Consider the following 23,430-nt stretch of genomic DNA (forward strand, 5'->3'; position numbering starts at 1 on the left):
TCAGCCACAGCCACCGGGGTGGTCCTCCGGCGGGTACGCGTCCGCCTCCTGCTCGCCGGCCGACTCGGCGAAGGCGGCCAGCCGGTCCAGCCCCCAGAACCTCTCCCGCCCGTGGACGAAGAACGGCACGCCGAAGACGCCGTCGCGGTCGGCCGTCCGCAGCGCCTCGATGCCCCGTTCGCGCAGCTCGGGGTCGTCCGCCGCGCCGGTCAGCGCGGCCTCGTCGAGCCCGAGCGAGCGCCCGAGCTCGGCGACCACGCGCGGGTCGCACACGTCGGCCCCCCGCTGCCAGCGCAGCTCGGTGACGCCCGCCGCGAACTCCTGCCCCACGCCGTGGTCGGCCGCGACCAGGTAGGCCAGGTGCGGCACCTCCCAGCGGGGGCCGCGGTCCAGCGGCCAGCTCGGCTCCAGGCCGCGCGCCCTGGCCAGCCGCCGCACGTCCTGGAGGATGTACAGGTGCTTCTCGCGGGACATGGCCGAGTAGCCGAACCGGCCGCCGGCCGCGTCGAGCTCGCGCAGCGTGGCCTCCTCCGGGTCCCAGTACGGGATCCAGTCCAGCCGCCGCGCCAGGCCGGGCCGCTCGGCGAGCAAGTCGTGGAGGGTCAGCCAGGAGTAGGGGCTGCGGAAGTTGAAGTAGAACCTCACAGCGCCATCCCCCCGTCGACGCGGATGACCTGCCCGGTGATGTAGGCGGCCCGCTCGGAGGCGAGGAACGACACGAGCTGGGCGACCTCGTCCGCGGCGCCGAAGCGCCCGAGCGAGATGCGATCGCGCAGCTGGGCGGTGGCCTTCTCCGGCAGGTCGGCGGTCATGTCGGTCTCGATGAAGCCCGGCGCGACCACGTTCGCGGTGATGCGGTAGCGGCCGACCTCCTTGGCCAGCGCCTTGGTGAAGCCGATGATCCCGGCCTTGGACGCGGCGTAGTTCGTCTGCCCGACGTTGCCCGCCACCCCGGCGACCGACGACATCGTGATGATCCGCCCGCCGCCGCGCTTCATCATGCCGAGGACGACCGCGCGCACGATGTTGTGGGTGCCGCCCAGGTTGACGTCGAGGACCTGGTCCCAGTCGTCGTCGGGCAGCAGCGCCAGCGGCCGGTCGCGGGTGATCCCGGCGGAGGTGACGACCGTGTGCACCGGGCCGAGCTCGGTCTCCACGTCGCCGGCGAAGGCGCGCACCGCGGCCCGGTCGGTGACGTCGACCTTCCTGATCAGGGCGCGTACGCCGTGCCGCTCGATCTCCTTGGCGGCCTCCTCGGCCGCTTCGGTGTTGGACTGGTAGCACAGCGCGACGTCCTGGCCGTCCGCCGCCAGGGCGACGGCGGCGGCCCGGCCGATGCCGCGCGAACCTCCGGTGACCAGGGCGACGGTCATGCCAGCACCCCGATCGGCCGAGTCGTCTCGATCATGGTTCCCATCTCCTGCACGACCTCCGAGCCGACCAGCGACTCGCCTTCCATGACGGCGTTCTCGCCGACCTTGCGGACCATGCGCACCCGGTGCTCGATCACCTGGCCGGGCCGTACGGGCCGGTGGAAGCGCACGTTGCGCATGCCGCCGGCCAGCACCACGTCCCCGGCCAGCACGTCGGGGTTGGGCGACTCCCACAGCGCCAGCAGCGCCGCGGCCTGCGCCCAGGACTCCAGCAGCAGCGGCCACGGGTAGTCGTAGGCGGCGGGCCCCGCCTCGTCGCCGATGCCCTCGTAGCAGGGCTCGGTGCAGGTGACGGCCTTGACCGCGACCAGGCTCTCGCCCGGCGTGACGGCGACGACCCGGTCCAGCAGGAGGATCGGGAAGCGGTGTGGGATGACCTTCCTGATCCGGTCGACGCCGATCTCCTCGGGGCCGCTCATGCCGTCTCCCGGTAGCGCACCTGAAGCCGGGCGGTCTCGCCGCGCTCGGTGCTCACCACCGCGGCGAACCCCTCGCCCTGCTCGGCCACCTCCACGGTCATCGTGTCGCCCGGCAGGACCGGCCGCAGGAACCGCCCGCTGACGATCTCGCTCAGCACCAGGTCCGCGCCGAACTTCGCGCGGATCGCCTGGTCGGCCACCTCCAGCACGCCCACGCCGGGGAAGACGGGAAAACCCGGGTAGTGCCCGGCCAGCACCGGCAGCCCCGGATCGACGCGCACGCCGCCGTCACGCGGCGTGCCCGCCGGCAGGATCGCGCTCACCGTCCGGCCCCTTCCGCCAGCAACCCGCACAGCAGCTCGTACGTGCTGGACAACGAGGTGATCCCGGCCATCTCGGTCTCGTCGATCTTGACCTGGAACCGCTTCTCCAGCGTCACCGCGATCTCCAGCGCCATCAGCGAGTCCACTTCCAGGTCCTGGACGAAGTGCGCGTCGTCGGTGACCTCGTCGACGTCGATGTCGAGCGTCGTCGCGATCACCTTCCGCAGTTCGTCCTTGTCCACCAGGGAGGCGGTCATGTCGTGCTCCTCTCGGTCGTGCACAGCCTGTCGACGATGTCCTCGACCAGGTCCAGCCGGTAGTCACCGGCCCGGAAGCCCTCGTCGGACAGCAGGGTTCGATGGAAGTCGGCGTTGGTCACCACGCCCTCGCAGCTGAACTCGCGCAGCGCCCGGTCCATCCGCCGCAGCGCGACCTCGCGGGTGGGACCGGTCGCGATGATCTTGGCGAGCAGCGAGTCGTAGAACGGCGGCACCACGTAGCCCTCGTACAGGTGGGTGTCGACGCGGATGCCGGGGCCGCCGGGCAGCCGCAGCCGTTCGACGCGCCCGGTGCTGCCCGCCCAGTCGCGCGCCACGTCCTCGGCGTTGATCCGCACCTCGACGGCGTGCCGGCCGAGGTCGGGGCCGCGCTGCCCGAAGGGGAGCGCCTCGCCGCGGGCAATCCTGATCATCCACTCGACCAGGTCGATCCCGGTGCACTCCTCGGTGACCGGGTGCTCCACCTGGAGGCGGGTGTTCATCTCCAGGAAGTACGGCTCGCCCTCGTCGGACACCAGGAACTCCATGGTGCCCGCGCTGACGTACTCCACCGACGTGGCGCCCAGCACGGCGGCGTCGCGCAGCCGCTCGCGCAGGTCGCCGGGCAGCGACGGGGCGGGGGACTCCTCGGCGAGCTTCTGGTGCCTGCGCTGCACGGTGCAGTCGCGCTCGCCGAGGTCGACGACGTTGCCGAAGGAGTCGGCGAGGATCTGGACCTCGATGTGCCGGCCGCGCGGCACGTACCGTTCGAGGTAGATGCGGTCGTCGCGGAACAGCGTCCGGGCGACCGCCCGCGTCTCCTCCCACGTCCTGGCGAGCTCGCCGGGGTCGCGGACGACGCGCATGCCCCGGCCGCCGCCGCCCGCGACCGCCTTGAGGATCAGCGGGTAGCCGATCCGGGCGGCCTCCTCGGCGGCCTCGTGCGCGCTCTCCACCGGCCCGTCGGAGCCGGGCAGCACCGGCACGCCGCACGCCCGCATCGCCGCCCTGGCGTCGAGCTTGTTGCCCATGAGCGCGATGTGCTTGGCCGACGGCCCGACGAACGTGACGCCCACCTCGGCGCAGGCCGTCGCGAACAGCGGCTCCTCGGACAGGAAACCGTAGCCGGGGTGCACGGCGTCGGCCTCGGTCAGCGCGCACGCGTACAGCAGCGACGGGATGTCGTTGTAGCTGCGCCGCGCGGGCGCGGGGCCGATGTGCACGCTCCGGTCGGCGATCCGCACGGCCAGGCTGTCACGGTCGGCGGACGAGTACGCGACGACGCTGCCGATGCCGAGGTCGCGGCAGGCGCGGACGATGCGGACCGCGATCTCGCCGCGGTTGGCGACCAGCAGACGCTCCACCTCAGCCCACCGCCCCCAGCTCCATGAGCGGCTGCTCGAACTCCACGACGTCGCCGTCGGCGACGTTGACGCGCAGCACCACGCCGGCGCGCCCGGCCACGACCGGGTTCATCATCTTCATCGCCTCGACGATCGCCACCTGCTCCCCGGCCTCGACGTGCTGGCCGACGGTGACGAACGGCGGCTGGTCGGGGGCCGGCCGCTGGTAGAAGACGCCCATCAGCGGGGCGGTCACCGCCGCGGCGGGCTCCTCGCGGGGCTCCTCCTCCTGCCGCGCCGCCGCCGGCAGCGCTTCCGCGGCGGCGGCCGGGGCGGAGCGTTCGATCTCGATCGTGACGTCCTCGCCCCTGACCACCAGGCGGCGCACGTCGCTGCCGCGGACCAGATCCAGGATCCGGCCCGTGGCCTCGACGGTCGCGCGGAGATCAGTCATGGTCTTCTCCCTCCGTGCTCCACACCCCGTAGGAGCGCAATCGGCCGCGGCGCGCGGCCAGCAGGTCGTCGATCGGCACGCCGAGCAGGTCGCGCAGGTGCCGGGCCAGGGTGGGCCCGAGGTTCCGCTCGGGCACCACGGCGTCGACGACCCCCAGCGCCCGCAGGTCCGCGCCGCGCAGCTTCAATGCCCTGGCCGTCTCGGGGGCCCGGGCGGCCGTCCCGTACAGGATCGACGCCGCGCCCTCGGGGCTGATCACCGAGAAGACGGCGTGCTCCTGGATGAGCAGGCGGTCGCCGACGGCCAGCGCGAGCGCCCCGCCGCTGCCGCCCTCGCCGGTGATCACCGACAGGACGGGGGTGCGCAGCCCGGCGGCGAGCAGCAGGCACTCGGCGATGGCGCCGCTCTGGTTGCCCTCCTCCGCCGCCACCCCCGGGTACGCGCCCGGGGTGTCGACCAGCGTCACCACGGGCAGCCGGTGGCGCTCGGCGAGCCGGAACAGGCGCATGGCCTTGCGGTAGCCGGCCGGATGCGGCATGCCGAAGTTGCGCGCGACGTTCTCGGCGGTGTCGGCGCCCTTGTGGTGGGCGACGACCACGACGGGCAGGCCGTCGAGCCGCGCCAGGCCGCCGAGGATCGCCGGGTCGTCGCCGCCCTGGCGGTCGCCGTGCAGCTCGACGAAGCCGGTGAACAGCTCCTCCACCCGGCGGCGGGCGTTCGGCCGCCCCGGGTCGCGGGCCAGCCGGACCGTCTCCCAGGCGTCGAGGTCCCCGGGCGGCTGCTCGGCGGGCGGCTCGGCGGGCGCGGCCGCGTCGCGCTCCCCCGACAGGATGCCGAGGACGCGGTCCAGCAGGCCGCGCAGCTCCTGACGCCGTTCGACGCGGTCCACGTGGCCGTGTTCGAGCAGGAACTCGGCGGTCTGGAAGCCCAGCGGCAGCTCCTGCCTGATCGTCTGCTCGATCACCCGGGGGCCGGCGAACCCCGCCCTGGCCCCCTCCTCGGCGACGATCACGTCGCCGAGGCCGGCGAAGGAGGCGGCCACCCCGCCGTAGACCGGGTCGGCCAGCACGCTGACGAACGGCACCCCGGCCTGCCTGAGCGATCGCACCGCCTCGGCCGTCTTGGCCATCTGCAGCAGCGCCAGCACGCCTTCCTGCATGCGGGCGCCGCCCGAGGCGGAGACCACGACCAGCGGGACCCGGCCGCGCAGGGCGTCACCGGCGATCCTGGCCACCTTCTCGCCGACGACCGAGCCCATGCTGCCGCCGAAGAAGGCGAACTCCATGACGGCCAGCGCGACCGGCCGCCCGCCGAGCGTGGCCAGGCCGGTGACGACGGCGTCGTTGAGCCCGGTCCTGGCCTGGGCGCGGGCCAGCCGGTCGGGGTAGGCGAGCCGGTCGGTGAAGCCGAGCGGGTCGAGCGGGGCCAGGTTCGCGTGGCGTTCGGTGAAGCTGCCCGGGTCGGCCAGCATGGCGACGCGGTCGAGCGCGCGTACCGGGAAGTGCCGGCCGCAGTTCGGGCAGGTGTGCTCGTGCCTGGCCAGCGCCTCGTGGTGCAGGAGGACGGCGCAGCCCTGGCAGCGCAGCCAGGTGCCCTCGGGCAGCGCGTTGATCTGCTCCAGCACGGTCATGCGGCGCGCTCCAGCCGCACGGCCGTGCATCCGACGACGCCGTCGCGGTCGACCGAGGTCACCAGCGTCACGGCTCCGGACGGCCCGCCGGTGAGGGCGGCGGCGAGCTGGAACGCGGACGCGGCGGAGGCCGTGTCGCCGAGCGCGTCCCGGCAGCTCCGCCGCTCGGTCTGCGGGCCGACGACGCCGTCGAGGGCGGCGTCCTCCGACTCGGCGCCCGAGGACACGACCAGGCCGACGTCCTCGGCGCGCAGGCCGAGGTCGTCCAGCAGCCCGCGCACGCACGCGGCCAGGATCGCGCGGACCTCCACCGCGCGCTCGTAGGCCATGAAGCGGGAGCCGAGCACGGCCGCCAGCGGCTCGCGGGAGGCGGCGAGCGCGGCCTCCCGCGACTCCAGCAGGAAGATCGCGCAACCTTCGCCCGGCGGGACGTCCCGCTGGCCGACGTGCCAGGCGAGCCAGCCGCGCTGCTCGGAGTACTCCTCGACCGCGCCGCACAGCACGGCCCGGCAGCGGTCGCGGCGCAGCAGACGGGTGGCGTAGTTGAGCGCCAGCAGGCCGGTGGCGGCGCCCCCGGCCACGGTGGCGTTGGGGCCCTTCAGCCCGTGCCAGATCGCGCTCTGCCCGGCCGCCCGGTTCATCACCGTGTTGGGGAAGCGGGCCGGGTCGACGTGGTAGGGCTTGTCCCCGGTCAGCGACTCCTCGGTGAAGTCCATGATGCTCTTGATGCTGCCCGAGCTCGTCCCGAGGACCAGGCCGACCTGGTGCGGGTGCTCGGCCACGGGGGTGTCGAGCAGCATGCCGACGCCCGCCACGGCGATCGCGGTGGCCCGGTCCATCGCCCGCGTCCCCTTCGCGCCGAGGACGGCGCGGACGTCGAAGTCCGGGATGAGGCAGGCGTCGGCGTACGGCCCGCCGGAGGTGGCGGACGTCGGCCGGTCGCCGGAGGCGAGGCCCGCGGCGAAGGCGTCGACGCCGAGCCCGAACGGGGATATCACGGAGCATCCCGAGATGACCAGCTCATCCATCCTGCCGAATCCCTTCCTGAGATGCCCAGGAGCCGCCCGCGGCCAGCAGTTCGCCGCCGTCGACTCCGATCGTGTTGCCGGTGATCCACGAGGAGGTGGTCGCGGACAGCAGGACCACGGCCTCGGCCACGTCCTGCGGGGTGGTGAGCCGGTGGTGCGGGTTGTTGCGCGCGCTGTCGCGGCTGAACTCCTCGTGCTCCGGGATGCGGCGCAGCGCCGGGGTGAGGGTGACGCCGGCGCGCAGCGCGTTCACCGCGACCCCGCGCGGGGCCAGCTCGCAGGCGAGCTGCCGCACGTGCGCCTCCAGCGCCACCTTCGCCGCCGAGACGGCCCCGTAGCTGGGCAGGTGCTGCACGGCTCCGGCGCTGGTCATCGCGTAGACCTTGGCCCCGGGCCGGAGCAGGTCGGCCGCGCACAGGTCCTGCACCCAGTACAGGAGGCTGTGCGCCATGACGTCCATGGTCATCTCCAGCTGGCGCTGCGTGAGCACGGGGCCGCCGGCCTGCTCGGGCAGGTATCTGACCAGCGTGCCGAAGGCGAGCGAGTGCAGGAGGATCTTCAGCCCCGCCCCGTCCGTCAGCTCGCCGAGCGTGCCGACGAGCTCGTCCCTGGTGGACTTGCGCGCGGCGTTGAGGTTGTGGAAGCGGGCCTGGACGCCGCAGGCGGTGATCTCGTCGGCCAGCTCCGCCACGGATCGGGCCGCGGCCGCGGTGTCGAAGTGGACGCCCACCACGTTCATGCCCTGCTGGGCCATGGCGAGGGCGCACGCGCGGCCGATCCCGCTGGATGCGCCCAGCACCAGGCCCCAGGTCTTGTCGAGTGAGGTCAGCATGCCGGTACCCCCGGGAGGAAGGCGCCGAAGGCGTAGTGGCCCTCGGCCGTCGCGGTGATCACTAAGGTGTTCTCCCGCGCGGTGCGCAGGAGGTCGGACAGCAGCGTCATGGGCGCCAGGCAGCCGCCGGCCGCAGGCTCGGAGACGAGCGGCACCACGCCGTCGCCGGCGATGGCGACGGCCCGGATGACCGCCTCGGCCACGGGCGAGCCGTCGACGACCGCGTGGACACGCGTCGGCCGGACCCGTTCGATGACCGCTTCGGCGTCGGCGAGCAGCCTGCGGCGTCCCTGGTCGGAGGCGACGAGGTCCGGCGGCGCGAACGCGGTGCGCGCCAGCACGCGGGGCAGGTGGGCGGCGCCCGGCTCGACGACGAGCGCCACCGCGCCCGTGCCCTCCATCGCGGCCACGACCATCACGTCGGCCCGCCCGGCCGCCAGCGCGCGCCCGCCCAGCTCGATCGCCTCGAACCCGGCGACGTGCGGCGACGTGCAGGTCAGGCTGAACGCCTTGAGCTCGTGCTCGCCGGTCACGCGGGCGGCCAGCGCGTTGATCGCGAAGTAGGGCGCCATGGCCGGGCTCAGGTCCTCCTGGCCGGTGGCCGTCATGGCCTGGGAAAAGTACTCGCGGACGGCGGTGTTGGAGCCGACCGCCACGCCCCGGCGCTCGGCCGGCGCGTGGTCGAGCCGGCCGCCCCCGGCCACCGCGCGCCGCGTGGCGGCCAGCAGGTAGCGGGAGGCGGGCAGCAGGTACTTGTAGCCGCGCCGGCCCAGCTCCTGCGAGACGTCGGACGGGGCGTGGACCTCGCCCGCCCCGGTGACCGCGATCATGCGGCCTCCAGGACGAACGAGGCGTTGGCGCCGCCGAAGGCGTAGGCGTTGACCAGGACGCGGGGGACCGGCAGCGGCACCGGCGCGTCCACGGGCAGGTAGACCTCGCAGCGCGGGTCCTGCTCGTCGAGCGGGACGTTGGCCGGCACGGCGCCGTCCCGCAGGATCAGGCAGGCCATCACCGCGCCGATCGCCGCCGACGCGCCGCCGGTGTGTCCGAGCAGGGCCTTGGCGCTGTAGAGAGGCACCCGGTCGGCGGCCGTCCCGAGGACGGCGCGCAGGGCCTGGCTCTCGACCAGGTCGTTGAGCACCGTGCCGGTGCCGTGCGGGATGACGCAGCCGGGCTCGTCGCCGGCCAGCGCCTCGCGCATGCCGCGGATGATCTGCTCGCCGCTCGGCTCGGGCGCGGTGAGGTGGTGCGCGTCGCAGCTCCACCCGCTCCCGGTCAGCTTCGCGTACGCCTCCGCCCCGCGCCGGTGCGCGTGCTCGGCGCTCTCCAGGACCAGGATGCCGGTGCCCTCGGCGAGGATCGTGCCCTGGCGGTCCCGGTCGAACGGGCGGCACCGTACGGGATCCACCGCGCCCAGCCGGTCGAACGAGGCCCAGCCGACCCGCGAGTAGGCGTCGGCGCCGCCGGTGATCACCACGTCGGCGTCGCCGGTGCGGATGAGGTCGGCGGCCAGGCACAGCGCGAACCCGCCCGCCGCGCAGGCGTTGCTGACGCTGATGTTGGCGCCGAACGCGCCCAGCAGCCTTCCCACCGCCGAGGCCACCTGGAAGTCCGGGCTCCCGTCGGGGCCCGCCTCGCCCAGGCAGGAGCCGAGGACCACGCCGGCGCGCAGGTCGGGCCGCAGCTCCAGGCCGGCGTCGTCGAGCGCCTCCCCCACGGCCGAGGCCGCCAGCGCCACCGCGCCGGACGCCACGCCCGGGACCCGGTGGATCAGCGGGTGGCGCATGACGGCCGGGGTATCGGTCAGCCGCTGCGGCACCGGCGGCGCCGCGGCGGTCATCGCGGCGCTCAGGGCGGCGGCGCCGTACCCCTGGCACGTCACCGCGCCCACCCCGGTGACCAGGACGTCCGTCATGACGGGCGGTTGGTCAGCGCGTCGTGGAGCCGGTCGTCGAGGTCGACCAGGCTCCATTCGGACCTGCCGGTCAGCCGCGCGTAGCCGTGGGTGATCCGGCCCGTCGCCGTCCGGACGAGCACGCCGTCCCGCAGCACGTAGCAGTCCATCCGGCTGGTGTACGTCAGGCGCTTGAACACCTCTTCGACGGTGTAGACGACGTACAGCTCCTCCTCCATGAGGGCCTCGTCGAGGATGGTGATGCGCGAGTGCGGCACGGCGGGGATGAGCCGCTGCTCGTCCAGCAGCCGCTTGACCGACACTCCCCGGTCGGCGAGGAAGCGGTCCACGACCTCCTCCATCAGCCGCAGGTAGCCGGACATCTGCAGCCGCTCGGTGAAATGGCAGTAGAAGTACGGGATGCGCCACTTCCAGGCGAACGCGTTGCGGCCCGCGGTCAGGTGGTCCTCCACCGTCACGCCCTCGGGCAGCCGCTCGCCCGCCCCGCCCTCCCCCAGCCGCTTCACCACGTACGGCGCCAGCTCGGCGGGGGCGTCCTTGACGTCCTCGCCCCACGGGTCGAGCCGCAGCGCCACGGTGGCCCGCGCGTGGATCGCCTTGCGCGCGTCACCCTCGGCGGTGATCTTCACGGTGTACGACATGCCGTCGGCCGCCACCTCGGCCACCGCCACGTCGTCCACCCGCAGCGCGCGCAGGATCCGCGTGTCGATGTCCACGAGGTCCACGCACAGGCCGTGGTCGTGATAGAGGTCGGTGACCCGGAGCCCGGCGCCGCGCAGGTGCTCCAGGACAGCCTCCTCCACCAGGTAGTTCAGGTGTTTGAAGCCGATCCAGGTGCCGACGTTGGCGCCTTCGTACCGGGGCCTGAGCCGGGTGGTGTTCACGTGATCTCCAAGGTGTGCGCGGAAACGAAGTCGCCGACGAGCTCGGCGAAGGCCTGTGCTTGCTCGATCATCGGCAGGTGGCCGGCCGCCAGGGTCTCGAAGCGCGCCCGGGGCAGCGCCCCGGCCAGCGCCCGCCCGTCACGCGGCGGTGCCGCCCGGTCGTCGCGCCCGCTGACCACCAGGCACGGCGTGGTGACCGCCGCCGTGTCCACCAGGGGCGAGCGCAGGTACGCCTCGAAGAAGCGCATCCAGCTGTAGGGGCCGAGCCGCTCGCGGAGCTTCACCGCCATGTCGTGGCGCGTGTCCGGGGGCAGCCGGTCGCCGGAGGTGACGCGCAGGCCGTGATCGAGGATCGTGTGGAATCCGGCCAGGTAGCTCTCGATGGTCGCCCAGTCGAACTCGGCCGGGCTGGCCCGGTAGAACGGCGCGACCAGGACGGCGGCGCCGACCTTCAGCCCTCGGGCCAGCGACTCCAGGAGCAGGTTGGCGGCGAAGGAGTGGGCGATGACGACCTCGGCCCCCTCGGCCGCGTCCACCACCCACCGGCCGGGGTCCGGCTGGAGGGTCCACTCCCGCGTCCCCACCGCCGACCACGGCAGGTCGGCCTCCCACAGCTCCAGGCGGGGCGGGGCGAGCGCGGCGAACGCGTTCCAGGTGGCGGGGCCGCCGCCGAGCCCGTGCAGCAGCACCGTCCGCACCCCGGGCTCCGCCGGTCCCGCCCTGCGCAGCCTCAGGGCCCGCCCCTGGCCCGCCGCCCGGCCGCCGGTGGCGGGCCGGGACGCGAGCGCGGGGTGGGTGCTGGTCATCGGGCGGCTCCCGCTCCCGTGAGGACGGTCGCCGCGGCGGCGTCCACGCCCTGGGTGGTGGCCAGGACGGTGCCGCCCGCCCTCTCGTTCAGCCAGGCGGCGCCCGTCACGCACTGCACGACGCCGAGCGCGCCCGAGGCCGGCCCGAGCAGGGCGGTGAGATCCTGCTCCTCGGCGCTCTCCACCCGGTCGCCGGGCGCCGTCTCCGGACGGCACCACAGGTCCACCCGGTCGTCGAGCAGGCCGCCGAGCACGTCGCCGACGGCCCCAGCGTGCGTCTCCCGCCTGGCGTGGCGTCCCAGCCGGGCCATCGCCGTGGCGCCGCGCTCACGCGCGGTCTCCGCCGACTCCAGCACCAGGGCCGCCGCCCCGTCGAAGGTCGGCCCCACCAGCTCGGCGACCACCGGGTTGGCCGGCTCGACGCCGATCACCAGCATGTGCCGCACCCGTCCCGCCCGGACCATGACGCGGGCCCAGGAGACCGCGTCCAGCCCCGAGGTCGCCCCGTTGCACAGGGTCAGGTTGACCCCGCGCAGCCCGTACGTGATCGCCACCCAGGAGGCGGTGACGTTGCTGGCCGTACCCGGCAGCGCCATCGGGCTGGTCGCGGTGTAGTCGTGCGCGGCGATGGCCGACACCGTGTCGCAGACGGTGTCGAGGTTGCCGTAGTTGGAGCTGACGACCACGCCGACGCTCTCGCCGGGCACCGCGAGGCCGGGGTCGAGCAGCAGCCCGGCGTCGGCCAGCGCGTCGCGCCCGGCGCACAGCGCGAGCTTGGTGGCCCGGTCCTTGTAGCGCAGGCCGCGCCCGGTCAGGCTCGCCGTCGGGTCGGCGGACGCCTCCGGCACGGCGGGCCGCAGCAGGCCGGCCGGACCCGCCACGCCTCTGATCGCCGTGCCCGCTCCTGTGATCAGCATGTCCTCGTCCGGGGTCGTCATGGGCGCTCCGCTTCCGGGGTCGTCATGGGCGCTCCACCACCGCGACGGCGTTCAGCCCGCCGAACCCGAACGCGTTGACCTGCGCCAGCCGCAGCTCGTCGCCGACCGCCTGGTCGCGTACCAGCCGCAGGCCGGCCATCTCGTCCATGACCTCCCGCACGCCCACCACCGGCGGGATCGTGCCGGTGCGCATCGACTCCACCGCCACGAGCAGGCTGTGCAGCCCGGACGCGCCGGCGGTGTGACCGGTCATCGACTTGATCGCGGTCATCCACGGCGGCGGGGCGCTCTGGCCGAACACCTCGCCGACGCTCCTGGCCTCGGCCTCGTCGTTGAGCGGCGTGCCGGTGCCGTGCAGCATCAGCAGGTCGATGTCGGCCGGGGTCAGCCCGGCCCGCGTGTGCGCCTGCCGCATCGCGATCGTGATGCTCTTGGCGTCCGGCGCGGACGGGTGGTGCGCGTCGCAGTTGACCGCGACCGAGCGCACCCAGCCGTGCCGCGCGCTCTCCGCCCGGCGCAGCACGATCGCCGCTGCCCCTTCGCCCTGCAGCATGCCCCGGCGCGCCTTGTCGAAGGGCCGCAGCGCGTCCGGGGCCTCCGGGTAGCAGCGGTCCAGCAGGCCGTAGGTGCTCTCGGAGATGTTGTCGACCCCGGCCACGATCACCGTGTCCGCCGCCCCGGTCTCGATGAGGTCGCACCCGAGCGCGAGCGCGTACAGGGAGGCGGCGCAGGCGTTCGCGACCGTGGAGACCTGCACCGCGCCGAAACGCCGGCGCAGCGCGGGCCCGAAGTGCAGCTCCTCCAGGTCGAAGTCGACGCCGTCACGCCAGCGCAGCTCCACCGAGCGCAGCTCGCGCAGCGTCGTGCCGATCAGGATCGGCACGCCGCGCAGGTCCGGCAGCTCCGCCTCGGCCGCCGCGGCCTCGATCACGTGCTCCAGCCAGCGCGTCGAGCGCAGCGGCACGTCCCGGCCGCGCTCGGGCCGGTCGTCGATCTCGAACGAGAGCCGCGTACGGTACTTGCCGAGGTCGAACCCGTTCGGCGTGCCCAGCCCGCTGCGGCCCGCGCACAGCGCCTGGAAGATCTCCCCCAGGCTGGAGCCGACGCTCGCCACGGCGCCCGCGCCGCAGATGGCCACACCCGACATCAGCTCTCCTCGTGCTTGCCGAGGATGAGCACCGCGTTGTTGCCACCGAAGGCCAGCGCGTTGTTCTGCACCACCCGCAGGTCGGCGACCCGCTCCTGGTTCGGCACGCAGTCGACGGCGCACTCCGGGTCCGTCTCGACGTGGTTGATCGTCGGCGGGATGAAGCCCTCGGTGAGCGCCAGCGCGCAGGCCGCCGCGGCGAGCGCGCTGGCCGCGCCCATCGAGTGCCCGAGCATCGACTTGATCGACACCGTGGGCGGCGGGCTGCCGCCGAACACCTGGTGGATGGCCTGCGCCTCGGTGACGTCGTTCGCCTTGGTGCCGGTGCCGTGCGCGGAGATGAAGTCCACCTCCGACGGCTTGATGCCCGCGTCCTCGTGCGCCAGCCGGATGCAGGAGGCGATGCTGTCGCGCTCCGGGGCCACCGGGTGGTGGGCGTCGCAGTTGAGCCCGAACCCCAGCACCTCGGCGTAGATCTTCGCGCCCCGGGCCAGCGCCGTGTCGAGGCTCTCCATGAGGAGGATCCCCGCGCCCTCACCGGTCAGGATGCCCTTGCGATCCCGGTCGAACGGCTGGCACACCTCGGGCGCGATCGTGCCGAGCCGGTAGAAGCCGGCGAACGTCTTACGGCACAGCGCGTCGGCGCCGCCGCACAGCGCCACCTCCACGTCACCGCTGCGTACGGCGTCGAAGCCGTAGCCGATCGCGTAGTTGCCGGCCGCGCACGCGGTCGGCAGCGTGACGGCCTCGGTGTCCGTCAGGCCCATCTCCCGCGCGATGCTGGACGACAGCCGCCCCGCGCCGATCCTGCCGGCCAGGGCAGGGTCCAGCCCTTCCATCCCGGAGTCGACCCCCTGGCCGGTCAGGACGTCGAAGTCCCGCCCCTCGCCGTTGGTCGTCCCCACCGACACCAGGGAACGCCGCGACCGCAGCTCGGCGAGCGACATCCCGGCATCCTTGACGGCCATCCCGGCCGCCGCCACGGACAACTGGCTCGCCCGCCCGAGCTCGGCCGGGTCGAGCCTCTCGATATACGCTTCCGGATCGAAACCCGCGACCTCGCAGGCGTTGCCATATTCGAACCCGGTCGTGTCGAACGCGCCGATCGGCTTGACCCCGCTGCGCCCGGACCTGATGCCGGAGAGGAATTCTCCGACGCCGATCCCGATACTGGTTACCACTCCGATGCCGGTGATGACCACCCTGCGCATCACAACGCCTCCGCGGTTGTCTGCCCTAGGCCTCTGCGACGACGGCGTAGACGCCGTTCAGGCTGGTCATCCTGGACAGTTCGGCCTGGTCGATGGTGACCTTGCAGGCTCGCTCTATCGCGGCGAGAATTTCGATGGCGCGCAGCGAGTCGGCGTCGTGGTCCTCCTTGAAGAGGCTGTCGTCCGTGATTTCCGCGGGGTCGATCTCGAGAATCTCGCAGACTATTTCCTTGATGAGGCTGCGCTGCTCCGAATCAAGACCGGCGGCCGCACTTAGCTCCGTCATTCTTCTCCTCCATAAACTTCGATGAAGGAAGAATTGTCGGGGCCGCTATACTTCCCCTATATCGCCGCCCGCCCGGCCGACGCGCCCCTTCAGGCCGGGCAGGCCCGGCCTGACTCCTGGCCCGGCTACCGCGTGCGGACGAACCCGTTCACGATCAGCGGCAGCGACGCGTCCAGCCCGGCCACGTTCAGCACGCCGTCGTCGCCCGGGTCGCCGATCGAGTGCCCGGTGGAGGTCATCGCCGCGACGACGACCCGCGCGTCCGGGTTGACCGTACGCCGGTAGGCGGCCAGCGCCTGCGCCGGGTGGGACCGCCCCGCCCACGTCTCGTTGTCCGTGAACACGACGATCCCGTCGGCGTGGAACCCCTTGCGGGCCGCCCACGTGAACGGCAGCGACAGGTCCGTGCCGCCGCCGGACGGCTGCCAGCGGGCGATCTCGCGCAGGTTGGTGCGCGGCGTCACCGTGGACCCGCGCACCCTCGTGTCGACGTCGATGACGTGGACGTTGCCCTTCTCGACGCGGGACAGCATGACGGCCATCGCGCAGCCGACCTCGTACGGCGAGCCGACCGGCGAGCCTCCGACGCGGACGCCATCGCCCCAGGCCATCGACCCGGACGAGTCCACCGCGACCAGCAGCCGCTTCCCGGACGGCTCGACCGTGCCGAAGGCGAGCTCGTACGTCTGCTCCAGCGCGTCCAGGATCGCCGGGACCGGCTTCCACGTGTGCCGGACGGCGCGCGGGTTCGGCTGCGCCTGGCCGGAGGCGTAGACGCGCAATGCCAGCCAGGCGTCCATCGGGTGGATGCGGGCACGCGTGATCGCCTCCCGGTCCGTCAGCCGCGCCACGGCGCGGGCGGTGCCGTCGCCGAGCGGCTCCAGCGCGCCGATCCGCGTCATGCGGGCCAGGTTCCGGATCAGCGCGGTCAGGCCGACCGTGTCGATCAGCGCCTCCCACACCGAGGGCTCACGCAGCATCGCGTCCGGCAGGAACTCCCACGGCGCCCGCGCCGCCGTCACCACCCGGACCGCCTCGGCCGGCGTGGTGACGGCCTTCGCGGTCAGGAACCGGTCGACGGCGGGCAGCTCGTCACGCGCCTCGTCGTCGGACACGTTCCCGGCGATCCACCCGAACAACGTCTTACGCTGCTCGTCGTCGGCCACCGGGTGCGCGATCCGGAGGACGTCGCGCAGGTCCAGGCTCTCGCCCTGCGGCGTCCTGCGCTGCCGGGCCTTGCACGCCCGGAACGCCACGTCGTCCGGCGACCCGGCCAGGAACCAGGAGCCGAGCGCCGTCCGCAGCGAACGCCCCACCCTGGGGGCGGTGCCGCGGGCGGTCGGCTTGCCGCCGAGGTTCTTGTAGTAGCCGAAGAACTTCGCCAGATGATCCGTGGTGCGCGCGACCTTCGCCAACGCCGCCTTCGCCGCCTGGCGCGTGTCCGCGTCCCCCCTCGCGTACGCCGCGGCGAGAGCGAACAGCGCCGGGCCCTGCTTCGGCGCCCGCGGCGGCCGCGCCGTCGAGATCTCGGTGAGCAGGGCGACGACGCGCGGCCCGTCCTCGGCGATCGCCTGGAACAGCACGCCCGCGTTCTCGGCGGTCAGCTGGTCCTCGCCCACGTAGTACGTGCCGCCCGTGGTGCCGAGGATCAGGAAGTCCTCCACGCGCGTCCACAGGTCCTTGGCGAACACGTAGCCGCCGGCGGCGTTGCGCACCTGGTCGGCGCGGCCCGGCATCGGCAGGGTCTGCGGAGTGGCGATCGTCGAGACGTTCGCGAGAGGGTCACGTGCCATCGTGCGCTCCTTCGATTCGACCCGCCCGGGGGCGGACATGAGAAAAGGGAGCGGATGTGGTGGTGACCGCCGGGTTAGACAGATGCGCTGTCCAGGCTGCGCCACCTCCCGACGAGCCGGGAGGGCAGGATTCGAACCTGCGACCCTCTGTTCCCGATAACCGACGACCTTCGACCCGCTCCCCTCGCTCGTCAGCCCCGTCGGTGGCGCGGATGTGGAGGGACTGACCGGCTTAAGACGTGCTAGGCCGCTGCACCACACCGCCCGAGGGGCGGCGCCGGGATTCGAACCCGGGTCTCCGCTTTGAAGAGCGATAACCGATCAGATTCGACCCGCGCCACCGACGGGACTGACGAGCGATCAGGTCTGGAACCGGCACGGATATGGGCGCGCCCGCCGGTATTGGCGCTCTACCGACTGAGCTACCGAGACCGGAGCCTCGGGCAGGACTCGAACCTGCGACAACCCCATGAGAAGTGGATAACCGACAAGCTTCGACCCGTACCAGCACCAGACCTGACCAGCTCATGAGCCCCGGGAAGGCGCCGCATTCGATCCTGCGCTTTTCGGGCCTCATGAACTGCCTCCACCGTAGCGGGAGGCATGATGAGTCACACCTGATTTTCGGACGAGTCACCAAATGTCAGCACAAGGCACCAGGCGACGCACCGACACGCCCCCTCCCCGCCCATGACAGGTGGAACACTTCGCCGCGTGTGCCCACCCTTCGCAGTCGCCCGAACCCCTCAGGCCACCGGCCTACGGACGGCCAGGGCCGCCCTCCCGGCCATCGCGAGGCCGAGGCCCCACGGGAGGCACACGGTGCTGATCGTTCCGTTCCACCAGCGCCATGACCCCTGACGCCACCATGAAGGCAATCCCGATAAGGGCGAAGGTGACCCCCGACATGCCTCCCGACATAAATGCGGCGACAATCAGCGCGAGTAAGCCGAGCCCGATGAAACAGAGCAGTATGTCGCGATTTCTCATGGCGAGTAAGCGTAGGGCTAACGACCTGTCGGAACCGATCAACTCGCCCAGAGAACGAGCTTCCCGTACAGAATCGCACTGAACCAGGCGACGAACATCAGCGTTACTGCCACACGAGCATCCCTACGCTCCCGATCCGTCCGACCTGGCCACCGTGCTCTTGCGAGCAACATGACGGCCACCGCCCCGAGGGCGAGGGTCCCGAAGACCTCAACAGTGGTCACGGCGCGAAGATACTACGACCACAGCCCGCTCTCCAGCCCGAACTCCACCAAGCAAAACGCACGGCCCAATCAGGGAGCACCAGCGATCGCCCCCAGCCACAGACGGCGGCCGGCCACAGCCAGGAGATCCCGACCTGCGGGCTCACACAAACGGCCATCAGGAATCCCGCCCGATGACCATCCCCGAGGTCGGGCGCTGGATGTTCGGCAGCTATCCGGAGTCGCTCGCACAGATCACCGAATGCTTCGAGGAACTCCCCCGCAACTCCTGTGCCAGTGTCTTCTTCGGCGTCGAACCGCTCGACAAAAGCCAGTTGATCGGCTCAGTACGCCTCCGCGCCGCCGAACTCGACCTTCGGATCGGCGACAAAGAATATTGGGACCGCGGCTACGCCACCGACACCGCGAGAGTGATCTGCCGATACGGCTTCGCGGAAATGCGCCTCCACAAGATCCGGCTCACCGTGGTCGCGGAGAACACCGCCGCCATCCGCGTCTACGACTGACCGGACACCCGAATCGCCAGACACGCCCGGCAAAAGAACGGCGGCAGCATCATGGTCGGCGGGCGGGCAACGGGATGGACCGTATTCGCCTCACCCGCGGACGACCTGCCAGAACCACCAGGCGAGAACCCCGATCCCCACGACGGCCAGCACGCCGGCGAGAATCGGCATCTCGTACTGGAGAAGCATCGGGAGGCCCACGGCGCACCCCATGGCGACACCGATGACGACGCCTTTCGTGCTCATCGGCTCTTCGGCCCACGGCGGTGTGTCCGCCTGCCGCATGTCCGCCTGATGGCCGGCATGCTCCGCTGCCTGTTGCGGCAGCGGTTCCCACAGCGTGCCACAGTCAGGGCAACGCCACGGCTCCCCAACGGCCGAACCGGAGCAGGTGCACTGGTGGTTGGTCACGGCGTCGTCCCTCCGCAGGTGCCGCACGGCCGCCAGCCCTCCGCCACGGCCTCGCTCAGTTCCCCGGACTCGATCGGCTCCTGGCCACAGCCACTCTTCTGGGGCGGCATGGAGAGATCCCGGCGGTCCTGGAGGAATGGTACTTGTCACCTACCTCGGTCACGCAGACAGTGATCACAGCGCCGCCCCGCCGCCAAGGTCGGCCATAAACGCCCCACCCCAGAGCCTTACGTCCACTCTCCGGGATGCCGTTCCAGGATCACTCTTCCTCCAACAGGTCGATCTGCCCTTCGACAGCCCATCCTCGCGGCACTCCGGTGATCCGCAACGGCTTCCGGGGAGCCAGCCCCAGCTTGGAAGCACAGCCAGGCCCCAACCCCAACGCGCGGGACTCCGGGGTCCTGAGGGTGTGCTTGCAGGCCGCACACTTGGCGACGTGGTCGAGGGCGGCAGGCTCGGTGAGATCGAGAAGGTTCATCAGAACCGGCCTCCAGCCACCTGCAGCACGGTCAACCCGAGCCGCCGCCACATCGCGACCACGGACGCCCGGTCGTCGATCACCCCGGCGATCCGGAGGTGAGCGAAATGCCGCTCGTAGATCTCCCGCTTCACGACCGTGTCAGCCCGGTTGTCTCCGTTGCCTCGCATCCACAGCCCTTCCGTGTCGTCCCAGTAGCCGACATGGGCGCGCAGCCATTTCTCCGTCTGGCGCCGGCACCTCTCCTTCCTACCGGACACGTAGGCGATGCGGTGTTCGTCACGCAGCAGGGCTTGAACGATCGCGACGACGGGCCGGTTCGGCTGATCCTCGCCTACCCGATCCCACTCGTACGGTCCGCGATCGCCGCGTAACGCGAGTGTGCCGTCGATGTCCACAAGCCAGAGGCTGCTCACGTCCCCTTCTCCACCCCCGTGTCCCGCAACCCCACCAACTCGTACGCGACGCTGCTCAGGGCGTCGATCAGGCCAATCACCCGGGTCGCGGTCACGTCATGGACGGCACCCGGCGGACCAGGTGAGGCCCACATCAGCCGCCCCCCAGGACCAGTTCAAATTCGCCACTCCTCCACGCCAATCCCATCGCGGTCTACGCCGTCGACGAAAAGCGCACCGGCCACTGTCCATACAGTGACGGGGCTGGTCACTCGTATTGTTCCTAGCGCCTATCTTCCTGCCGGCAGGATGCGCCGTGGCAGGTTCGTGGCTCCCGCTCAGGGCGACGACCTCCCACGCCTCAAGCCTGCCTGCCCACGGAGTCCCGCTTGTCTCTTCGATCCAGCGCCTCGTCATCCGGCGGACGACGAGGCGGCACCCCTTGCCAGTCCACCAGTTATGTCATCGGCATATGCCACGATCATCACTATGGACATCGACGAGTTCTGGCACCTGATCGAGCGCTCCGCACAACATCGTCCGAACGAAGCGCGCCTGCAATGGCTGCAACAGGAGCTCATGCGACGACCCGTCGAGGACATCATCGACTTTGAGTCATGGATTCTCGAAGCTCAGCGCAAGGCCAACACCAACCTGTTGGGAGGCGCGTCCAACATCTTATACCTGACAGGCGGTAGCAATAGCTTCGAGTATTTCCAGATGTGGCTGGTCGGCCTCGGCCGTGAAACCTTCGAAAAGGTCACCGCCGACCCGGACACGCTTTCGGATGTGCCCGAGGTCCAGCGCTTTCTCACCATGAAGCGAGACCGGCTCCCCCGCACCGATGACGACTGGCCGCAGCTGGAAGACCTCGCCTATGTGGCTCCGATCGCCTGGGAGAAGGTGACGGGCACGGATTCCCAAGCCCTGTACGACGTTCTTGAAGCTCGCGGTGAGACGTTCGAGGGAGTGTTTCATTCAACGGACGAGGAGTGGGACCCTCAAGACAAGGAAGAGGCCGCCCGAAGGGTACCGCGAAGTTACCGTTTCATCCGCGAGTTCTACGGCCGCACCTAGACATCGGCGTTCTCCCATGACGGGAAGCGGACCCACTACCGTTCCTGGCCACTGTCGCCCAACCGGGACGCCCTGCCGCCAGGCCACGCACTCTCGCGGGCAAAGGCGACCGGTGGGGCCGTTGCTCACGCACGACCCGGTCTCACACTTCGAGAGCTGCATGGGTGGTCACCCAGCCCTTGTGCACGGCGGCGTAGATCGCAGCCGCGACCAAACAGAGGGCAGCGATGATGACGAGAAGTTCGGGCACGGCCATGCGGATCTTAAGGGAGCCTTGCGGGGCTTTGGCAGCCTGGTCGATGACGTAGTCGAGGATCCGCTTGTGCGCCTCGTTCCACACCGAGCGACGCAACTCCATACTGCGCTCGGTCGGGGTGTCCAGCGTCTCAGCGGTTGCCCTGGCGCCGGTTGTGCCGGGGTCGCCGAGCAGCATCGTGACAGGAACGTCCAACGCGGCGGCGACCATGGCGGCCAGCGGCCGGCCCGACTCCGAGTCGATGGTGGCACCCGACTTCGGCACGGCCTCCAAAGCCATCTCAGGAGTAAGCAGCGCTGTGGCGCCGGCGCGTTGCGGCTCGCCCGAGTAGCGGTCGGTCGACGGGGCGGCGGCGAGCTTGGCGCGGGCCTGCGACTGCTTGCTGCCCTTGCTCGTCAGCCGCCAGGCGAAGCGAGACAGCGCCTTGATCAGGGTCGCCCAGTCGGTCAGGAAGTCCTTGTAGGCGCGGGCCCAGTCGACAGCGCTGTAGGAGTCGGGGATGCGGAACTTCCAGCCGAGCTGGCTGTTGACCTTCGCGTGGTAGACGGGCGCGTCCCACACCACGTCGGCCAGTGTTGAGTCGCCGTAGTGAGGGAACGTCAGCCTGCGCGGCTTGACCGTGGGGTTGTAGCCGAGCGCCGGATAGTAGGCCACCTTACGGATCTGCTGCATACCGGACTCGGTGCGGCGGTCCTCCCACCATTCACGGCGGTAGAACCACGGCTCCGACCTGTCCTCAGGGTTACAGACCACGTCGGTGATCTCATCCCACGGCAGCGTCCGCACCTGCACTCGGCCCGTGCGCGGGTTAGTGAACAGCGCGAGGAACACGTTGCCGTCGGTGTACAAGGCGCGTTCAAGTTCTTCGTGCGCCTGATCCCCGGTCAGGGTGCGGCGGTTTCCGACATCGTCGAGGAACATCTGCACAACGGCGTTGACGTCCTACCCCTGCTCGCCTGTGGCGCGGGCGGAGATCTGGACGCCTTGCCCCCACACGTAGCCGGTCCGCAGGCTGAGGCCGCGGCGCAGCAATGAAGACTTGATCGCCATGATGCGGCACACGGCAGTGATCTGCTGCAAGCCGCTGCGAGAGAACTCCTCGTCGGCGTGCGCGGTGAGCCGCTGCCAGCCCGGCTCGTACATGCGGGCTTCAAGGTCGGCGATGGATTCCGCTATGTGCGACACCATCTGACGGTCTGCGCGCAAGTCCTCGGCGAGCTCTGTACGGCCAGTGGCCCTATACCAGGTCTCTTGCAGGCGAGAGGCGATACCCACGAGCGGCCTCCCTTGCACGTCTTTAGAGTGCGCTCCCTGGTTGGGCTGACGAAGTTCCTGCGAGGTGTTGAACTGGGCAGATGCAGAGCGCAATAACGAGCCTCATCGCGGTCGCTGGCACTCTTCTCGGAGCCTTGGCCACTTATGTCTTCCAGGCCCGAGCCGCACGTCAGGCGCGGTTAGAAGCTCACACCGAACGGCTGTGGCAAGAGCAGCTTGCCGCGTACAACGCCTTTGCTAACGCCATCACCTCGTATCGAGGCAGTCAGAACGCTCGCTGGCGGCTACGGCGCAAGCCTGACGGGAAAGAGAATCATGCCCAGGCGCGTGACGCCTCTTACGCCGAAAGAGTGAACGCCAAATCGGCGCTGTTCAGGCTCCAGCTCGTCAACCCTGACCCGGCCCTAGCTGGGCTAGCTCAGGATGCCTTGCAAGCCACGACAGCGATCCACCGCGCCGCTGACGAGTCCGCAAGGGATGAGCGGTCGGAACAATCGCAGGCGGCTCTGAGCGCGTTCATTGAGGCGGCTTCACGTCAGCTCCGCTCCGCTAGTACGGACTTATCGAGTAGTCGTCGATCCCCTCGTCGAGGTCCGCGCCCTCAAGAATGAGCGTCCCTGTGAGAATCGGCGCGAGCAGTATCCGGTTGATCGCCTGCGTGCAGGCGTCCACCTGGTCGTCTTGGGAGCCGTTCGGGAAGGCCGCGGCTTCGTTCACGAAGCCGCCCACCCATGGAGCTATCTCGGGTGCGGGGAGCCAGACCTGGCCGGCCTCGATGAACGGGGTTACCGCGCGGGCTCTCGCTTCCTTGCTGCCGTCTGGCTCCACGGGGATCAGCCCGGCCACCTGGCGGCGGAGGCTGTTGATGACCGCAGTGCCGTTCGCCTTGTCCTCAACGAGCTTGAGCGTCGCCTGAGGCCATTTGGCGGCCTGCTGCCGCAGGGCGGCGCACGTCTCGGTGAAGCTGAGCCGCTCGCACACCTGGTCGAGGAGGAACATCTCCAGCCCGTAGCGGGCCCAGACCTGGCCCACCACGTAGTCGGAGCCGTCGGTGTTCTTGAACGCCATGTCCCACGACATGCACACCTCGTCGGCGCCAGGATCCCAGCAGGAGCCGTC

At 71.2% G+C, this 23,430-nt stretch carries 27 protein-coding genes, 1 tRNA gene and 1 pseudogene; 2 read left to right on the forward strand and 27 right to left on the reverse strand.

Annotation, left to right across the window (positions count from 1 at the left end; translation table 11 throughout):
- The 20 genes from AB0G11_RS20065 to AB0G11_RS20160 form a co-directional block, all read right to left on the reverse strand.
- A complete protein-coding gene (locus tag AB0G11_RS20065) occupies positions 1-645 on the reverse strand; it encodes a DsbA family protein (RefSeq protein ID WP_357587351.1) in 645 nt (214 codons plus the stop codon).
- On the reverse strand, positions 642-1,373 hold the full coding sequence (gene fabG, locus AB0G11_RS20070) for a 3-oxoacyl-[acyl-carrier-protein] reductase (RefSeq protein ID WP_219511648.1): 732 nt from the start codon (positions 1,371-1,373) through the stop codon (positions 642-644). Before fabG ends, AB0G11_RS20065 begins: the two co-directional genes overlap by 4 nt.
- A complete protein-coding gene (locus AB0G11_RS20075) occupies positions 1,370-1,852 on the reverse strand; it encodes a hypothetical protein (protein ID WP_357587353.1) in 483 nt (160 codons plus the stop codon). The genes fabG and AB0G11_RS20075 overlap by 4 nt, the downstream gene beginning before the upstream one ends.
- On the reverse strand, positions 1,849-2,175 hold the full coding sequence (locus AB0G11_RS20080; protein WP_219511651.1) for a hypothetical protein: 327 nt from the start codon (positions 2,173-2,175) through the stop codon (positions 1,849-1,851). The genes AB0G11_RS20075 and AB0G11_RS20080 overlap by 4 nt, the downstream gene beginning before the upstream one ends.
- Positions 2,172-2,432 carry an acyl carrier protein gene (locus AB0G11_RS20085; RefSeq protein ID WP_219511653.1) on the reverse strand — a complete coding sequence of 87 codons (261 nt, stop codon included), beginning with the start codon at positions 2,430-2,432 and terminating at the stop codon, positions 2,172-2,174. Before AB0G11_RS20085 ends, AB0G11_RS20080 begins: the two co-directional genes overlap by 4 nt.
- The gene (locus AB0G11_RS20090; protein WP_219511655.1) at positions 2,429-3,796 is read right to left on the reverse strand and encodes an acetyl-CoA carboxylase biotin carboxylase subunit; all 1,368 of its coding nucleotides are present in this window, start codon (positions 3,794-3,796) and stop codon (positions 2,429-2,431) included. The genes AB0G11_RS20085 and AB0G11_RS20090 overlap by 4 nt, the downstream gene beginning before the upstream one ends.
- A gap of 1 nt (position 3,797) precedes the next feature.
- The gene (locus AB0G11_RS20095; protein ID WP_357587355.1) at positions 3,798-4,229 is read right to left on the reverse strand and encodes an acetyl-CoA carboxylase biotin carboxyl carrier protein subunit; all 432 of its coding nucleotides are present in this window, start codon (positions 4,227-4,229) and stop codon (positions 3,798-3,800) included.
- Positions 4,222-5,859: an acetyl-CoA carboxylase, carboxyltransferase subunit beta gene (gene accD / locus AB0G11_RS20100; protein ID WP_357587357.1), complete on the reverse strand. Its 1,638-nt coding sequence runs from the start codon at positions 5,857-5,859 to the stop codon at positions 4,222-4,224. Before accD ends, AB0G11_RS20095 begins: the two co-directional genes overlap by 8 nt.
- A complete protein-coding gene (locus AB0G11_RS20105; protein WP_357587359.1) occupies positions 5,856-6,887 on the reverse strand; it encodes a beta-ketoacyl synthase N-terminal-like domain-containing protein in 1,032 nt (343 codons plus the stop codon). The genes accD and AB0G11_RS20105 overlap by 4 nt, the downstream gene beginning before the upstream one ends.
- Entirely contained in the window at positions 6,880-7,719 is an 840-nt protein-coding gene (locus AB0G11_RS20110) for an SDR family oxidoreductase (protein ID WP_219511663.1), read from the reverse strand. Before AB0G11_RS20110 ends, AB0G11_RS20105 begins: the two co-directional genes overlap by 8 nt.
- Positions 7,713-8,549: a beta-ketoacyl synthase N-terminal-like domain-containing protein gene (locus tag AB0G11_RS20115; RefSeq protein WP_219511665.1), complete on the reverse strand. Its 837-nt coding sequence runs from the start codon at positions 8,547-8,549 to the stop codon at positions 7,713-7,715. The genes AB0G11_RS20110 and AB0G11_RS20115 overlap by 7 nt, the downstream gene beginning before the upstream one ends.
- Entirely contained in the window at positions 8,546-9,634 is a 1,089-nt protein-coding gene (locus AB0G11_RS20120; protein WP_219511666.1) for a beta-ketoacyl synthase N-terminal-like domain-containing protein, read from the reverse strand. Before AB0G11_RS20120 ends, AB0G11_RS20115 begins: the two co-directional genes overlap by 4 nt.
- The gene (locus tag AB0G11_RS20125; RefSeq protein ID WP_219511668.1) at positions 9,631-10,518 is read right to left on the reverse strand and encodes a hypothetical protein; all 888 of its coding nucleotides are present in this window, start codon (positions 10,516-10,518) and stop codon (positions 9,631-9,633) included. The genes AB0G11_RS20120 and AB0G11_RS20125 overlap by 4 nt, the downstream gene beginning before the upstream one ends.
- On the reverse strand, positions 10,515-11,324 hold the full coding sequence (locus AB0G11_RS20130; protein WP_357587361.1) for an alpha/beta fold hydrolase: 810 nt from the start codon (positions 11,322-11,324) through the stop codon (positions 10,515-10,517). The genes AB0G11_RS20125 and AB0G11_RS20130 overlap by 4 nt, the downstream gene beginning before the upstream one ends.
- Entirely contained in the window at positions 11,321-12,262 is a 942-nt protein-coding gene (locus AB0G11_RS20135) for a beta-ketoacyl synthase N-terminal-like domain-containing protein (protein WP_357587363.1), read from the reverse strand. The genes AB0G11_RS20130 and AB0G11_RS20135 overlap by 4 nt, the downstream gene beginning before the upstream one ends.
- A 22-nt stretch (positions 12,263-12,284) precedes the next feature.
- Positions 12,285-13,409, reverse strand: a complete 1,125-nt coding sequence (locus AB0G11_RS20140; protein WP_357587365.1) for a beta-ketoacyl synthase N-terminal-like domain-containing protein — start codon at positions 13,407-13,409, stop codon at positions 12,285-12,287.
- Positions 13,409-14,620, reverse strand: a complete 1,212-nt coding sequence (locus AB0G11_RS20145; RefSeq protein ID WP_219511675.1) for a beta-ketoacyl-[acyl-carrier-protein] synthase family protein — start codon at positions 14,618-14,620, stop codon at positions 13,409-13,411. Before AB0G11_RS20145 ends, AB0G11_RS20140 begins: the two co-directional genes overlap by 1 nt.
- A 25-nt stretch (positions 14,621-14,645) precedes the next feature.
- The gene (locus AB0G11_RS20150; RefSeq protein ID WP_219511677.1) at positions 14,646-14,906 is read right to left on the reverse strand and encodes an acyl carrier protein; all 261 of its coding nucleotides are present in this window, start codon (positions 14,904-14,906) and stop codon (positions 14,646-14,648) included.
- Positions 14,907-15,031: 125 nt separating this feature from the next.
- Positions 15,032-16,699, reverse strand: coding sequence for a TROVE domain-containing protein (locus AB0G11_RS20155; protein ID WP_357587367.1), 1,668 nt, complete (start codon positions 16,697-16,699; stop codon positions 15,032-15,034).
- Between the two features lie 269 nt (positions 16,700-16,968).
- A tRNA-OTHER gene (locus AB0G11_RS20160) sits at positions 16,969-17,041 on the reverse strand.
- 1,045 nt (positions 17,042-18,086) lie between these two features.
- Between AB0G11_RS20160 and AB0G11_RS20165 the strand changes: the two genes are divergently transcribed.
- Positions 18,087-18,419 carry a GNAT family N-acetyltransferase gene (locus AB0G11_RS20165; protein WP_357587369.1) on the forward strand — a complete coding sequence of 111 codons (333 nt, stop codon included), beginning with the start codon at positions 18,087-18,089 and terminating at the stop codon, positions 18,417-18,419.
- Between the two features lie 90 nt (positions 18,420-18,509).
- Here the strand turns inward: AB0G11_RS20165 and AB0G11_RS20170 are convergent, their stop codons facing one another.
- From AB0G11_RS20170 to AB0G11_RS20185, 4 genes and pseudogenes are all read right to left on the reverse strand, one after another.
- The gene (locus AB0G11_RS20170) at positions 18,510-18,830 is read right to left on the reverse strand and encodes a hypothetical protein (RefSeq protein ID WP_357587371.1); all 321 of its coding nucleotides are present in this window, start codon (positions 18,828-18,830) and stop codon (positions 18,510-18,512) included.
- A gap of 259 nt (positions 18,831-19,089) precedes the next feature.
- Positions 19,090-19,308 carry a DUF6011 domain-containing protein gene (locus AB0G11_RS20175; RefSeq protein WP_357587373.1) on the reverse strand — a complete coding sequence of 73 codons (219 nt, stop codon included), beginning with the start codon at positions 19,306-19,308 and terminating at the stop codon, positions 19,090-19,092.
- On the reverse strand, positions 19,308-19,706 hold the full coding sequence (locus AB0G11_RS20180) for a hypothetical protein (protein ID WP_357587375.1): 399 nt from the start codon (positions 19,704-19,706) through the stop codon (positions 19,308-19,310). The genes AB0G11_RS20175 and AB0G11_RS20180 overlap by 1 nt, the downstream gene beginning before the upstream one ends.
- 71 nt (positions 19,707-19,777) lie before the next feature.
- Positions 19,778-19,873: pseudogene (locus AB0G11_RS20185) on the reverse strand (IS5/IS1182 family transposase); the annotation flags it as partial.
- A gap of 319 nt (positions 19,874-20,192) precedes the next feature.
- On the opposite strand from AB0G11_RS20185, the gene AB0G11_RS20190 reads away from it, so the two are divergent.
- The gene (locus AB0G11_RS20190) at positions 20,193-20,780 is read left to right on the forward strand and encodes a DUF4240 domain-containing protein (RefSeq protein ID WP_357587377.1); all 588 of its coding nucleotides are present in this window, start codon (positions 20,193-20,195) and stop codon (positions 20,778-20,780) included.
- Between the two features lie 142 nt (positions 20,781-20,922).
- On the opposite strand, the gene AB0G11_RS20195 is transcribed toward AB0G11_RS20190, so the two are convergent.
- The 3 genes from AB0G11_RS20195 to terL form a co-directional block, all read right to left on the reverse strand.
- The gene (locus AB0G11_RS20195) at positions 20,923-21,957 is read right to left on the reverse strand and encodes a hypothetical protein (protein ID WP_357587378.1); all 1,035 of its coding nucleotides are present in this window, start codon (positions 21,955-21,957) and stop codon (positions 20,923-20,925) included.
- A gap of 21 nt (positions 21,958-21,978) precedes the next feature.
- Entirely contained in the window at positions 21,979-22,311 is a 333-nt protein-coding gene (locus AB0G11_RS20200) for a hypothetical protein (RefSeq protein WP_357587380.1), read from the reverse strand.
- 549 nt (positions 22,312-22,860) lie between these two features.
- Positions 22,861-23,391, reverse strand: coding sequence for a phage terminase large subunit (gene terL / locus AB0G11_RS20205; RefSeq protein WP_357587382.1), 531 nt, complete (start codon positions 23,389-23,391; stop codon positions 22,861-22,863).
- Positions 23,392-23,430: the final 39 nt, after the last annotated feature.

The sequence above is a fragment of the Nonomuraea sp. NPDC023979 genome, from assembly GCF_040639085.1.
In the GTDB taxonomy this organism is placed as follows: Bacteria; Actinomycetota; Actinomycetes; order Streptosporangiales; family Streptosporangiaceae; genus Nonomuraea; species Nonomuraea ceibae.

What these genes read in the sequence shown, in the direction of transcription:
- AB0G11_RS20110 (WP_219511663.1), bottom strand. Translation starts at nt 7,719, where the DNA reads ATGCTGACCTCACTCGACAAGACCTGGGGCCTGGTGCTGGGCGCATCC.
- AB0G11_RS20175 (WP_357587373.1), bottom strand. Translation starts at nt 19,308, where the DNA reads ATGAACCTTCTCGATCTCACCGAGCCTGCCGCCCTCGACCACGTCGCC.
- AB0G11_RS20145 (WP_219511675.1), bottom strand. Translation starts at nt 14,620, where the DNA reads ATGCGCAGGGTGGTCATCACCGGCATCGGAGTGGTAACCAGTATCGGG.
- AB0G11_RS20150 (WP_219511677.1), bottom strand. Translation starts at nt 14,906, where the DNA reads ATGACGGAGCTAAGTGCGGCCGCCGGTCTTGATTCGGAGCAGCGCAGC.
- AB0G11_RS20140 (WP_357587365.1), bottom strand. Translation starts at nt 13,409, where the DNA reads ATGTCGGGTGTGGCCATCTGCGGCGCGGGCGCCGTGGCGAGCGTCGGC.
- terL (WP_357587382.1), bottom strand. Translation starts at nt 23,391, where the DNA reads ATGTCGTGGGACATGGCGTTCAAGAACACCGACGGCTCCGACTACGTG.
- fabG (WP_219511648.1), bottom strand. Translation starts at nt 1,373, where the DNA reads ATGACCGTCGCCCTGGTCACCGGAGGTTCGCGCGGCATCGGCCGGGCC.
- AB0G11_RS20095 (WP_357587355.1), bottom strand. Translation starts at nt 4,229, where the DNA reads ATGACTGATCTCCGCGCGACCGTCGAGGCCACGGGCCGGATCCTGGAT.
- AB0G11_RS20155 (WP_357587367.1), bottom strand. Translation starts at nt 16,699, where the DNA reads ATGGCACGTGACCCTCTCGCGAACGTCTCGACGATCGCCACTCCGCAG.
- AB0G11_RS20130 (WP_357587361.1), bottom strand. Translation starts at nt 11,324, where the DNA reads ATGACCAGCACCCACCCCGCGCTCGCGTCCCGGCCCGCCACCGGCGGC.
- AB0G11_RS20195 (WP_357587378.1), bottom strand. Translation starts at nt 21,957, where the DNA reads ATGTTCCTCGACGATGTCGGAAACCGCCGCACCCTGACCGGGGATCAG.
- AB0G11_RS20165 (WP_357587369.1), top strand. Translation starts at nt 18,087, where the DNA reads ATGACCATCCCCGAGGTCGGGCGCTGGATGTTCGGCAGCTATCCGGAG.
- AB0G11_RS20075 (WP_357587353.1), bottom strand. Translation starts at nt 1,852, where the DNA reads ATGAGCGGCCCCGAGGAGATCGGCGTCGACCGGATCAGGAAGGTCATC.
- AB0G11_RS20135 (WP_357587363.1), bottom strand. Translation starts at nt 12,262, where the DNA reads ATGACGACCCCGGACGAGGACATGCTGATCACAGGAGCGGGCACGGCG.
- AB0G11_RS20085 (WP_219511653.1), bottom strand. Translation starts at nt 2,432, where the DNA reads ATGACCGCCTCCCTGGTGGACAAGGACGAACTGCGGAAGGTGATCGCG.
- AB0G11_RS20190 (WP_357587377.1), top strand. Translation starts at nt 20,193, where the DNA reads ATGGACATCGACGAGTTCTGGCACCTGATCGAGCGCTCCGCACAACAT.
- AB0G11_RS20115 (WP_219511665.1), bottom strand. Translation starts at nt 8,549, where the DNA reads ATGATCGCGGTCACCGGGGCGGGCGAGGTCCACGCCCCGTCCGACGTC.
- AB0G11_RS20105 (WP_357587359.1), bottom strand. Translation starts at nt 6,887, where the DNA reads ATGGATGAGCTGGTCATCTCGGGATGCTCCGTGATATCCCCGTTCGGG.
- AB0G11_RS20120 (WP_219511666.1), bottom strand. Translation starts at nt 9,634, where the DNA reads ATGACGGACGTCCTGGTCACCGGGGTGGGCGCGGTGACGTGCCAGGGG.
- accD (WP_357587357.1), bottom strand. Translation starts at nt 5,859, where the DNA reads ATGACCGTGCTGGAGCAGATCAACGCGCTGCCCGAGGGCACCTGGCTG.